General features: G+C 69.1%; 11 protein-coding genes. 6 read left to right on the forward strand and 5 right to left on the reverse strand.

Features of this window, described 5'->3' with window-relative positions:
• The first annotated feature begins 25 nt into the window (after positions 1-25).
• The gene (locus IE321_RS21330) at positions 26-1,162 is read left to right on the forward strand and encodes an FAD-dependent oxidoreductase (RefSeq protein ID WP_190224152.1); all 1,137 of its coding nucleotides are present in this window, start codon (positions 26-28) and stop codon (positions 1,160-1,162) included.
• Between the two features lie 574 nt (positions 1,163-1,736).
• Here IE321_RS21330 and IE321_RS21335 read toward each other — a convergent pair.
• Positions 1,737-1,913: a hypothetical protein gene (locus IE321_RS21335; protein ID WP_190224153.1), complete on the reverse strand. Its 177-nt coding sequence runs from the start codon at positions 1,911-1,913 to the stop codon at positions 1,737-1,739.
• 277 nt (positions 1,914-2,190) lie between these two features.
• Between IE321_RS21335 and IE321_RS21340 the strand changes: the two genes are divergently transcribed.
• A complete protein-coding gene (locus IE321_RS21340; protein ID WP_190224154.1) occupies positions 2,191-4,080 on the forward strand; it encodes a hypothetical protein in 1,890 nt (629 codons plus the stop codon).
• Between the two features lie 472 nt (positions 4,081-4,552).
• On the opposite strand, the gene IE321_RS43360 is transcribed toward IE321_RS21340, so the two are convergent.
• The 3 genes from IE321_RS43360 to IE321_RS21355 form a co-directional block, all read right to left on the reverse strand.
• Positions 4,553-4,759 (reverse strand): YobF C-terminal domain-containing protein, encoded by a 207-nt coding sequence (locus tag IE321_RS43360; RefSeq protein ID WP_491590497.1) that lies wholly within the window; start codon positions 4,757-4,759, stop codon positions 4,553-4,555.
• A gap of 840 nt (positions 4,760-5,599) precedes the next feature.
• Complete coding sequence (locus IE321_RS43330; protein ID WP_190224155.1) at positions 5,600-6,601, reverse strand: ParA family protein; 1,002 nt, start codon at positions 6,599-6,601, stop codon at positions 5,600-5,602.
• Between the two features lie 254 nt (positions 6,602-6,855).
• Positions 6,856-7,722 (reverse strand): hypothetical protein, encoded by an 867-nt coding sequence (locus IE321_RS21355; RefSeq protein WP_190224156.1) that lies wholly within the window; start codon positions 7,720-7,722, stop codon positions 6,856-6,858.
• Positions 7,723-8,255: 533 nt separating this feature from the next.
• Between IE321_RS21355 and IE321_RS21360 the strand changes: the two genes are divergently transcribed.
• Positions 8,256-8,510 carry a hypothetical protein gene (locus IE321_RS21360; RefSeq protein WP_190224157.1) on the forward strand — a complete coding sequence of 85 codons (255 nt, stop codon included), beginning with the start codon at positions 8,256-8,258 and terminating at the stop codon, positions 8,508-8,510.
• A 101-nt stretch (positions 8,511-8,611) separates the two neighbouring features.
• Here IE321_RS21360 and IE321_RS21365 read toward each other — a convergent pair whose 3' ends face one another.
• Positions 8,612-8,836, reverse strand: a complete 225-nt coding sequence (locus tag IE321_RS21365; protein WP_190224158.1) for a hypothetical protein — start codon at positions 8,834-8,836, stop codon at positions 8,612-8,614.
• A gap of 445 nt (positions 8,837-9,281) precedes the next feature.
• Here IE321_RS21365 and IE321_RS21370 point away from each other — a divergent pair, with 445 nt between their 5' ends.
• The 3 genes from IE321_RS21370 (at position 9,282) to IE321_RS21380 (ending at position 11,398) form a co-directional block, all read left to right on the forward strand.
• Complete coding sequence (locus IE321_RS21370; RefSeq protein ID WP_229916493.1) at positions 9,282-10,163, forward strand: S1 RNA-binding domain-containing protein; 882 nt, start codon at positions 9,282-9,284, stop codon at positions 10,161-10,163.
• Between the two features lie 125 nt (positions 10,164-10,288).
• Positions 10,289-11,038, forward strand: a complete 750-nt coding sequence (locus tag IE321_RS21375) for a transposase family protein (protein ID WP_190224159.1) — start codon at positions 10,289-10,291, stop codon at positions 11,036-11,038.
• Between the two features lie 183 nt (positions 11,039-11,221).
• Entirely contained in the window at positions 11,222-11,398 is a 177-nt protein-coding gene (locus IE321_RS21380; protein WP_190224160.1) for a hypothetical protein, read from the forward strand.
• Positions 11,399-11,500 lie beyond the last annotated feature (102 nt).

Raw genomic sequence — 11,500 nt, forward strand, 5'->3', positions numbered from 1 at the left:
CGGACCACAGGAACGGGGCATCACCATGACCACCACACCCACCCCCCGCATCGCCATCATCGGCGCCGGCCCTGGCGGACTGACCTGCGCCCGCATCCTCCAGCGCAACGGCATCGACGCCACCATCTACGACCTCGCCTCCGGTCCCGAGGACCGCAACCAGGGCGGCACCCTGGACATGCACGAGGAGGACGGCCAGGCCGCACTGAAGGAAGCCGGACTGCTGGAGGAGTTCACCCGCCTCGCCCGCCCCGAGGGCCAGGAGATGCGGCAGTTCGACGCCGCCGACGCAACCATCCGCTTCCACCACCGCCCCACCGAGGAACAGTTCTCCGCCCCCGAGATCGACCGCGGCCAGCTGCGCGATCTCCTGCTGAACTCCCTCACCCCCGGCACCGTCCACTGGGGCCGCACTCTCAAGAGCGTCGAAGGACCCGACGGCGGCCCCCGTCGGCTGCACTTCACCGACGACAGCGTCGTCGAGGCCGACCTCGTCATCGGCGCCGACGGCGCCTGGTCCAAGGTCCGCCGCGTGCTCTCTTCCGCCACCCCCGAGCACATCGGCATCAACTACCTCGAAGCCTGGTTCAACGACGTCGAGACGAAGCACCACTTCATCGCCGACTTCGTCGGCCAGGGTAGTGCCATGGCGGCCGACGGCGAGCGCTGCCTGTTCGCCCAGCGCAACAGCGGCGGCCACATCCGCGTCTACATCATCCAGACCGACCCCGCCGACTGGCTCACCCAGGCCGGACTGGACAGCCAGGACACCGAGCAGATCCGCGCCCTGCTCCTGGACCGCTACCGCGACTGGGCACCCAGCCTGCGCCGCCTCATCACCGACAACGACGGCCCGTACGTCGACCGCCCCCTCTACGCCCTGCCGGTCCCGCACGCCTGGCAGACCAACCCCACCGTCACCCTGCTCGGCGACGCAGCCCACCTCATGCCCCCGCTCGGAGTCGGCGTCAACCTCGCCATGCTCGACGCAAGCGAACTCGCCCTCGCCATCGCGGGCCACGACACCATCGCCGACGCCATCCGCGCCTACGAAAAGACCATGGTGCCCCGCTCCCACAAGATGCAGGCTGCCCTCGACGGCGCCGCCGCCGGACTGCTGTCGGACGAAACCTTCGACCCCAGCCAGCACGACGCCAGCTGATCGCACACCCCGCGGTGAACAACCCCGGTGGCGCCGTCCTGCCGGCGGCCCTCCGCGGCCCGAACCGGGGCTCGACAGCACCTGGATCGTGACCCGGTTGGGTGCCTGCCTCATCATGGCGACCCTGTGGGCGGTCGCCGGGGCATGCGCGGGGGTGGATCCAAGCGCCTTCCCCGCTCCGCTGGCGGGGTACTTCGCGGGCGCCGCAGTCCTGTCCTTCTTGGTCTTGATGGAGATGCTGTCGTCCGCGCGGCACACCGAGCGATCAGCGATCGAGTTGTCCAGCGGGCTCGGCCCAGTGCTCGCCATGTCCCTGGGGTACATCCTTCCGCAGTACCCCGCCTTCGAAATTGTGGGGACGGTGGCCGGCAGAACTCATCGGGCTGCTGTAACCGCCTCTCCGTTTCCGGGAAGACGGCACACGGTCCGTCTTCCCGGAAACGGGGAGCAGCGCGGACCGTGGCCCGCGCTGCTCCCCGGCTTGGTGAAGGTCTTCCCAGGTCCTTTGGGCGCGAGCCGTGAGCGCGCCCGGAGGGTGCCGCCTGAGACGGAGGTGCTGTGGCGCTCGCCGGTGTCATGCGCCGTCGTGTGGTCCCGCCCGGACGATGAGGGCGATGAGGGCCAGCAGGGCGGTGGAGAGCTTGATGATGTCCGCGGCGGGCCAGCCCGCGCTGAAGGCGAGGACGAGGATGACCACGACGGCGTAGGGCCAGCCCTTGCGTGCGGGGCCGGGCGGGGTGGGTACAGGCATGACGGTGCCTCCGGACAGTGAGGTTCGGTGGGTGACTTCACTGTGACTGGCCGTGAGATTGTTCGGTCGGAGCCGGAATCGTCGGCGCAGGTGGGAACCGAAGATTGCGAACAACGCGCAGCTTTTCGCGGGATTTCGCCGTAGGGAGGGGGACGTTTTGCCGGAGCGGCAGGAGCAGACGGTGGGTGAGGAGTCTCCGCGACGGCGACGCAGGGCCGGCCGGAGGCTGACGGAGTTACGGGGGCTGACCGAGCAGGCCAATGAGCTCGCCCGGTGGGTGCGGCTGGTCACCTTGAACATGACGGTGTCCGAGCTCGAGACCCGGTTCTCCTACGCGAAGTCGACCTGGACGCCGCTGCGCAACGGCTCGCGCAACATCTCCGCCGACCTGATCGACACCCTGCTCGACGAGCTGATCCCCGAGCCGGAGATGCGCGAGCGGCTGCGGGAGGAGGGCCACCGGCTCCTGCAGGACGCCGTGGAGGCCGAGAAGCTTCGCGTGGCCGGCGCTCCTCTTCCCGCGGCGCGTGCCAGGGCGGTCGTGCCTGTCGATGTGGCGCGCCTGGACGATGCCCGCCTGCAGTATCTGGAGGCCGCGCACAAGCAGGACGGCCTGGAGAAGCTGTGCGCGCGTCTGATGGGGATGGTGTCCGTGCTGCAGGACCAGAACGTGCAGCTGCGTGCCGACCACGAGAGGGCGTTGGAGAAGGCGGAGGCCAGGGCGGATACCGAGACCGAGCGTCTGCGAGTCGCTCTGGAGCGGGCCGAGGCTCTGCGCCGGCGGGCCGAGGACCAGCTGGAGCTCGCCCGGCGCGCGGCCAAGAACTCCTACCGGCTGCGGCGGGTGGCGGAGGAGAAGGTGTCCCAGGCGCTGGCCGCCGCCCGGCACGCCACCGAAGCCGATCCTCCCGCGCCGCTGCCCGCGCCTAAGGAGGAAATGGACTCGCTGCTGCTCACCTTCGACAAGATGGGCGACGCGCTCGACGACTCGGCCGCGGAGATCGTCGAGCGGACCCAGGGGGTGGCCGAGCTGGAGGACGACCTCGACGCGCCCCCGGCAGAACCCGGCCCCGCCCCCGGCCTTGTGCCGCCGGCCGGAGCCGAAGACCCACTCCCTGTCGACGGTCCCGGCGACAGGCCTGTGCTCTCGCCCTGGAAAACCGTCATCATCCCGCCTGCGACGACGGTGTCTGTGCCGGCGCCTGCCGATGACGCCGAGGACGATGTCGAGATCATCGACGACGTACCTGCTGCGGACCACGCCGAGATCATCGAGGACGCTGAGATCGTCGCGGTCGTGGACTACACGGTGCCCCGGTTCGGGTCCGCAGCGCGGCCCGCCGGCAGCGCTCCGGCCGACAGGGCCGGCCTCGCGGCCGGCGGCACGGACGCGACGTCCGCTTCCGGCGCCGCAAGCGGGCTGGCAGTGAACAACACGAACAACGTGAACAACGCGGTGAGCAGCGAAGATGCCGGGAAGGCGGGGGCTTCCGGCGGGCTGGTGGAGGCGTTGTCCACGGTGGCGCTGATGCGTCAGATGGGGGGCCTGATCGAGGTCCTCAGGCGCCGGGCGGGCGAGGAAGAGTGGAGCCGGATGTCCATGGCCAAAGCGGCCACCGGGCAGGCCTCGGACGCGAACGCCGAGCTCGTCCACCAGTGGACGCTGGGGACCCGGATCCCGTCCCGGGAGGAGCTGGAGCGTCTGGTGACGGCCATGGGAGCCACGGCGAAGGAAAGGAAGGCGTTCCGTGCCGCACACGAGCGGGTCATCGCGCCGAACTTTCCCCCGCCGGACTCCGCCTTGCCCGATCTCGGCCGGTGGAACACGGCCCTGATCGTCGTCCTGTTCTGTCTGCTGCAGGCGCTCGGCCTGGCGCTCTTCCTGTTCGACGTCGGGCTGGCCGTATGGAGCGGTGCCATGATCGACGCGCTCTTCGACGCCGATACCGACCTGCGCGCGTGGAAGGTTGTGCTCGTCGTCCTGGTGAACCTTGTCGTCGCCATCGCGGCGGGGAGGCTCGCCTCGGGCGTGACCGGCATCGACAACTGGTTCGGGCTGATCTTCATCGCCTGGCTGCCCACCCTGATCCTCGCCCTGCTCGTGACGGACCTGGGCGGCTGGGAGATCGGCGGAAGAGCCGCCGCCGTCTTCTTCCATCTGATCTGAGATCCCCATCCGCCCGGCGGCCGGACGCCACCACCACCGCCACGAGGCCAGTAGGACACGAAGCGGCGCCCCACCCCGTGGAACGGGTGGGGCGCCGTCGTGTACGCGGCCGCGCTCAGGGCATGAGCGGCGCCTGCGAGCCGGGGACCCTGGTCTGCTCGGCCAGGACCCGGCCGGCCTTGACCAGGCGGGCGAGATCGCCCTCGGCGCGGGCCGGGTCGACGGGCGGGCCTCCGAGAGCGAGAGCTTCTTCGTAGAGGGCCAGAGCACGCTCGGCAGCGTCAGCGGCCGCGACCGGCTTCGCGGTGATCTTCTCGGCCAGGCCATCGTCGAGCTGGTCCTCGAGCTTCCGGGACCGGCCCTGGGCGGGGAGCGTGGAGGAGTACCCGAGCCGCTTGACGGCGGTCTTGAGGGCGGCGTGGGAGACAGATGAGGTCGCTGAACGCAGTCAACGGCGTGCTCCGCATGTCGTTCAGATGACGTTGTCCAGTGCCGCAGCCACCGCCGTGTGCAGTTGCGCGTAGAGGGGGGCGAGGTATCGCAGTTGCGCTGCGGCAGTCTGGTCGTCACCGCGTGCCAGCGGATACTGCAGGCTGCCCAGGATCCGGGCCTGACGCTGCGCGAGGGAGGCCGCGTGCGACAGCCCCAGCTCTTCCAGGCACGTTGCCGCGTCGTTCATACGTCGTGCTCCCACCCGGACACCGAAGGCGGTGAGCAACGTGCGGATGCTGGGGGGGCGTCCCCCGGGCGACCATGTCGGCGAGCGCCTCGACGGCGGCGGCTCCGCCCAGTGAGCCGGGAGGCATGAGCAGGTCGTCACGGCCGGCCAGCCACCGCTCGGCTCCTGGAAGCGACTGCCTCAGCGCGTCGGCGGGAGTGAGTCGACGATGGCGCACGAAACCGGCCCGCAGCACGAACGGGGCATCGATGTAACTGATCGCTTTCGCTTCCCATGCGGAGAGGAAAGCCTGTGTGGGCAGCGTCGCGAAGGGGTGGCCGTGAGGGTCGTGCAGCTCGACGGCGTCCTGGTCGGCAGCCAGTAGCACGACGTAGTGGTCACCGCCGTCGGCGTTCGGTGTGCCGGGCTGGTACAGCAGCAGGCCCATGTCCACAGGCCCGACCAGGACCGGCCCGTGCGAGCAGGCGCTCCGCAGCCGGTCCAGTGCCTCGGCCGGAGTCCCGCCGTCGCTGCGCTCACAGGTCCAGCCCAGCAGTGCGATCGCGGCGTCGAGGCCGGCCTCGGGATCCCAGCCGTAGGGGTCGAACAAGGGCAGGGAACCGGCGATGAGCTGGGCACCGAACGGTGAGCCGGTCAACGTCTCGATGACTGCGGTGGGGGGAGAGTCCCCACCCAGCATCATGGCCAGCGAGTTCGTGTAGCAGTACGGGCCAGAGCCGATGTAGCTGAGCACAAAGAGCCCTTCGAAGAGACAGAGTCGACCTCCGCCGGCGGATCGCCGGACAGGTGGGACCAGCCGACCCCCTCACACACTGTCAGGGTCAACTCCCAACCCGGCCATCACGCTCCGGCTGGCCCGCCATCACGAGAACAGGCAGCCATCAGCAAAGCCCGACAGGTTCGCAACTGGGCATGAAACTCACCCGAATCTTCCTTTGACGACAACCAAATGCGGCGAACCCCGCCTATCGGCGGTCCAGGCGCGGCCCGGGCCGCGTGCCAAAGCCCGGGCACGTTCACCCGTACCTGACTGGGCACATTCAGGCGTACGCCGACACAAGCACCGCCTTGAGGAACGACTGGCCCAGCAGCTCGTACATGGCTCGGGGCTCGGTGGTTCGGATGTCGGTGAGCGGCAGCATGTCGGTGTTGGCCTCGGCGAGGGTGGTGCGCGACTTGATGGCCGGCTCCCATACGAGGTCCCCGAAAATCTGGCGGATCGAGTCGCGCTGTTCGGCCTGGAGCGCGGTGGTCGTGAGCGCGTTGACGACCACGCCGCGCACGGCGAGGGTCGGGTTGGCGAGGTCCCGGGGGGCGCGCTGGGTGGCAAACTCGTAGATTCGCTGGCGGCCTCGACGGAGTAGATGTCGCCTCGGTGACGATGACGACGTCGTGGGCGGCGGCGAGTGCCATCTGGGTCAGGTGGAACACGCTGGGCTGACAGTCGATGAGCGTGGAGTCGTAAGTGTCGTCGACACCCTTGAGGGCCATGTCGAGCCGGCGCCAGGCGCCGGAGACGCCGGCCTCGGACATCCGGCTCTCCAGGTCGAGCGTGGCGGGCGCGAGCGCGATCCGCTCCGCGTAGGGGGCGTCCCATGCGATCGGCTGGATCACCGTGCGGGCGGCGCCCTCGGTCACGGCCTGGATGGCGTGGCTGATGGTCGGCTGCTGTTGGGAGGGGTCCCAGACCCAGCCCAGCATGCTGGAGGCGTTGCCCTGCGGGTCCATGTCCACGACCAGAACCCGCTTGCCCTCCTTGGCAAGGGCCTCGGCCAGGCGGACCGTCGTGGTGCTTTTGCCGACGCCGCACTTGTTGTTCACGAACGCGACCCGGCGCGCCATCCGGTCCTCCTGGTGTGGTGCTGACTGCTCTGGCCCGTCAGCACGCCACCCGGCCGTCGCACGGCGGCAGAAGGAGGCCTTGCGGCGTGGCACAAGCTAGCCGGAGCGTGGGTAACGCACCCGGCGAGCGGGCTACCGCAGAGGCCTGTGCAGGGCTGGGCTGCGGCGGCTGTGGAGAACGGTTGTGCTGCCTGAGGGGCTGCCTCCAGGCCTCACCCGGCCTTGCCGTGGTGAGAAACCCGGGTGTGGCGTGCTCAAGCGTGCAGGCCGAAAAGTCTGAGAAGGGGGATGGCGAGAACATCGAGATGGAGGTGCTCCCCATACTCGAGGCCCAGCGGAACCAGCAAGACCGTCGGCACTGCTAAGACGATCATGCCGTAAGGGTGCGTGCGGCGACGAAGACGTCCCTCGAACCAGATCACCACACACGCCACGAGAATTTGGAAGAGGAGGATCCCGGCAACGATGTAAGTCCACTCCGCGGCCGTGGGTTCGACCGGACCGTCGTACATGAGGTCCATCCACTTCCCGTCTGACTTCTGGGCCCCGGGCAGGAAGTGGAAGCTCGTCCCCAGAAGCAGGGCCGGGAAGGCGCAGACAGCGAAGGTGAACAAGGCCAGAGCGAGGGCATCGAGGTCTTCGGCGTTCTTCTCGGAGTGCCGCCACTCGACATACATGCGGCGTGCGCGATCCGTACTGATCCCGAGGTCGAACAGTCCCGTGGGACGTCTTCCAGGCGTATGGCGAAGAGGCCCTGATTGCACGGCCTCCCTGGCGTGCACGGCGCTGACCTGCATTGACGGGTCGGCAACCTCCGACCGGGCCGCCTGCTGCGCATCGTGGTGGAGCAGTTGGACCTGGTGCTGCAGGACGCCGATCTCCTGCCGCAGACGCTGGACCTCGTACCGGCTGCCGGCGAGCTCGTTCTCGACCTGTCGGCTGTAGGCGGCGGCCGCGGCGAGCTGCCGGCCCTGTTCCTGCGTCTGGTGGTGCAGCCGGTCGCGTTCGTTCTCCGCGGCCGCTGCCCGGGCCATGGCGCGGGACAGTTCCTCGTCGAGCGCGGTCAGGCGGTTCCTGAAGTCGTCGAGCTTCGCGGTGGTGGTCCGGTGCAGATTGGTCATGGCGGACAGCTCACCGCGCAGCGCGGCCAGCTTCTCCTCCCAGGCCCCTTGCTGGGTTCCGCGTTCGAGCCGGACGTCTTTCGCCTGCTGCCGTAAGCGGCGCAGTCCTTCGATGTCCTGGGGGGCGTGGCAGGTGGCGGAGCACGCTGTCGAGGTCTTCCTGGGTCGGGATCAGCGTGGCGTTCTTCCACTTCGACAGCTTCGAGGGGTGGAAATGGCATGCCTGCGCGATCTCGCCCTGGGTGATGCCTGCGGCCTGGGCCGTGTCGAGGAGCGTCTTCACCGCGGCGGCGAAAGTCAGCTCCTGCGGAGTTCTGCTCTGCGGTGGCTCCGCCTCCGGTGTCATCCCTGGTTCTCCTGCCTGCGCGGCTCTGGTGCCCGCAGGGGCATTGTTGCCGACACGGCAACCCCTCCATGACGTGTTGCGACTTGAACGGGCAACCGATTGCTGATTCTGCATCTGCTGCGCGCCGCTGATCGTCGGATCACGGCCACACCGGGTGGCCGGCCGAGAGAAGAAGGAGGCGATCGGGATGGCGGTCACGCAGAACCTGGTGCCGGCCGTGGTGGTCAGCGTCACCGGGCTGGGCGCGGCACTGGTGGGAGCCCCGTGGTGGGCGGTGGTGCTCTGCCTGGGGCTGAGCCTGGTGGTCGTGGCGGTGCAGGTGGTCTTCCCCCAGGAGTCCGAGCACCGGCTGGGCTGGTGGAAGGACCGCCGGGAAAGCCGCCACAGGCGTCACCAGCTCCGTCAGAGCCGCCGGGACACCCACGATTCCGCGGGTGTCTGAGAAAGGAGAAAGGGCCGGCCCGGCGGTACTGCCCCCTGGATGACCTCCGGGGCGCCGGGCCTGGCCCGCGCACGCCATATCGGCGCGGGCTGGAGCGGACCCTACCGGCGCGGTGCGGGCGAGGTGGAGTTGGTGCCGGGATCTGCGGGGCCGTCCCCGAGCGGGCGACGGGCGGTGCGCGGCGCGGGCAGGGGGCGGTCGGGAGCGGCGGTCCACTCCCCCGCGGCAGCGAGGCCGGCGGCGGTACGGGCCCACCGGTCGGGCGGGAGCTGGTCGAGGACGTCGGGGCCGTCCCCGAGCGGGCGGCGGGGCGGTGCGGTGGTCACCCGGTCAGTCTCCCCCGCTCTGACGGTACGCCGGAACTTTCCGGCGGGCGGGCCGCCGCCGCTCCCGCACGCGGCAAGGAGGGGGAAGAAGGACAGCTCTCCTGGTCTCCAGAAGAGGTGTCGGCATCGGAATCGGCTGGCCCACCGGTCCTGACCAGCACGGACTGAGGGAGCGGCCCGGAGGGTACGCAACCGGTGAGGCAACTGTTGGTGCAACCGGTGAGGCAACTGTTGGTGCAACCGGTGACGCAACTGGTGAGGCAACCGGTGACGCAACCAAGTGCCGGGCTGTGCCCCGCAGCGATAGTTGTCACTTGGCAGAGGCAGCTGTCACCGAGTTGAGCCGTGACGCGCTATTTGGAACCTCATCACGGAAGTTGGAACCACAGGACCGCGGGCGCCGACTAGGCTCACCTCCATGTCCGAGCCAGCCCCCGACCCTCGCATGCAGTCCTTGATCAACCAGCTCTGGCCGGGGGCCGTGAGAACGGCGAGGGTCACCGGGTTCGACGAAGCGGATGTCCTGGTGCAGCTTGTGGGTGCCGAAGGGAAGGAAGCCGAGATCGGTCGGATTCCTCGACATGAGGCGTCGATGCGCCGGATGGAGCATCCATCTGAGTTGTTTGAAGTCGGCCAGGAGATCGAGGCTGAAGAGATCGGACGTCGGCGCGGAGGCGAGCTTCAACTCTCCGCCAGGGCGTGCGAGATTCCGGCCTTGCGGTCTTTCCTCCTGTCCCTCGAAGGAGGGCAGGTCGTCGCGGGGACGGTCTCCGGGGTGCACAACTTCGGGGTCTTCGTTCACGTCGACGGCGAACCGGCCGGTCTGTGCACCGGGTTCATCCGGGTGCCGGATCTGACGTGGGGCTGGATCGAGCATCCCTCCGAGGTAGTCGAAGCCGGCCAGCGAATCACCGCTGAAGTGATCATTGCCGAGACCCGATCCGGCCAGGTCACGCTCTCCTTGAAGGCTCTGCAGGAAGATCCACTCATTCGGTTCGCGGATCAGGCCGGCCGGACCCTCACCGGTCCGATCACCAAGATCGCCCCCTTCGGCGTATTCGTGCAGCTTGCTCCCGACGTCGTGGGGTTTCTTCGTCTCTCTGAGCTGACTGACGAACCCGTCGATACCCCGGAACAGCTTGTCGATGAGGGCGAGCTGATCACGGTGAGGGTCGAAGAAGTCGATCTCCAGCGCCACCGTGTGCGGCTGGGCGCCGCCGGCGGAGCGGGCACCGCCCCCGGCATCGGCCGGGCGCCGTTCTCCGGAGCTGGTGACAGCACGATCGAGAACAGCCCAGAAGTGACAACAACCACGCGCATCCAGTGAGCTCTTTCAGCGTGGCCACCGATCGGGTGACTGCGGCGAGCCCGAGGTGAGGGCCGCAACGCACAAGGCTCCCGTGCCGTTGGGGGAGGTGTTCGAAGTCTCAACCCACCGGCACAGGAGTCTCGTTGGTTCCCCATCCTGCCGCACTCGACCTCCCGCATGCCCTGGTCGAGTGGGTCACCATGCTCATCGTCACCCGCGAGGGTGACCGCCGCTGCAAGCTCCCGCCCCACCAGCGTGCGCTCGTCGCTCTGGTGTACCTGCGCCGCCACGACACACTCACCCGGATCGCGGCCGGCTTCGGGATATCCGTCGGCACCGCCCACGCATGCGTCACCGCCGTCACCGGCCTGCTCGCCGACCGGGCGCCGGGCCTGCTCAAGACTCTGCGCGAGCACGATCCGGACTTCGTCCTCCTGGACGCGACCCTCGCCGAGTGCGACCGCGTCGGCGACAGCCGGGCCGACTACTCGGCCAAGCACCGCCGGCACGGCGTGAACGTCCAGGTCGTCGCCGACCCCGCGGGCGAGATCCTGGGGATCTCGCCCGCGCTGCCCGGCCGCACCCACGATCTGACCGCGGCCCGCATCCATCGCATCATCCAGACCTGCGAGCGTCAGGGCGTCCCGGTCCTCGCCGACCGCGCGTACCCGGGCGCCGGCCCCTGGGTCACCACCGGACTCAAACGACCACCGGGCGGTGAGCTCACCCTCCCCCAGCGCACCGTCAACCGGGCTCTGGCCGCAGCCCGGGCACCAGTCGAACGCGGCATGGCACGGCTGAAGTCCTGGCAGATCTTCCGCAGATCCCGCATCAGCCCGAACCGCATGACCGTCATCACCAAAGCCGTCCTCACCCTGGAGAGACAACGCTGAAAACGCTCCTCGATCGCGCGCCATCCAGGATTGGGTGCACACGTCACGGTTGGGGCGGAGCGGGGCGCGTGCCGTACCGGGTCGGGTGGAAGCGCAGGGCCAAAAGGCAGAACAAGGCCACTCGTCTCAGTGAGTCCCGCCCCCACAGGGCTACTCCCATCCGGCGCTGCTCGTTCTCTGGACATGAACAAGCAGATCAAGCGCGCCGCCACCACCGCGGCCGCCACCACCGTCATCCTTCTGACCGCCGCGTCCATGCCTGCCCATGCCGCAGAAACCGTAACCACCAAGGGTGGCCTCGGCTTCCTGCGTAACTCCGCAGAAGCAATCATCACCTTCGTCAAGCAAGTCCTCGTGTAACCAGGAGTCCAGTGGCCGCCGCGCGCCCCGGACGCGCTGGAGCCCCGCCCTTATGGCACGTTCCGGTAGGCGGCGGCCGGCCGGACGACGGGGTGGCCCCAG

The sequence above is a fragment of the Streptomyces hydrogenans genome (assembly GCF_014656075.1).
Classification (GTDB): domain Bacteria; phylum Actinomycetota; class Actinomycetes; order Streptomycetales; family Streptomycetaceae; genus Streptomyces; species Streptomyces hydrogenans.

Coding starts and splice junctions, on each gene's coding strand:
- IE321_RS21330 (WP_190224152.1), top strand. CDS start 26: ATGACCACCACACCCACCCCCCGCATCGCCATCATCGGCGCCGGCCCT.
- IE321_RS21335 (WP_190224153.1), bottom strand. CDS start 1,913: ATGCCTGTACCCACCCCGCCCGGCCCCGCACGCAAGGGCTGGCCCTAC.
- IE321_RS43360 (WP_491590497.1), bottom strand. CDS start 4,759: ATGAACGACGCGGCAACGTGCCTGGAAGAGCTGGGGCTGTCGCACGCG.
- IE321_RS43330 (WP_190224155.1), bottom strand. CDS start 6,601: ATGGCGCGCCGGGTCGCGTTCGTGAACAACAAGTGCGGCGTCGGCAAA.
- IE321_RS21355 (WP_190224156.1), bottom strand. CDS start 7,722: ATGACCAATCTGCACCGGACCACCACCGCGAAGCTCGACGACTTCAGG.
- IE321_RS21360 (WP_190224157.1), top strand. CDS start 8,256: ATGGCGGTCACGCAGAACCTGGTGCCGGCCGTGGTGGTCAGCGTCACC.
- IE321_RS21370 (WP_229916493.1), top strand. CDS start 9,282: ATGCAGTCCTTGATCAACCAGCTCTGGCCGGGGGCCGTGAGAACGGCG.
- IE321_RS21380 (WP_190224160.1), top strand. CDS start 11,222: ATGAACAAGCAGATCAAGCGCGCCGCCACCACCGCGGCCGCCACCACC.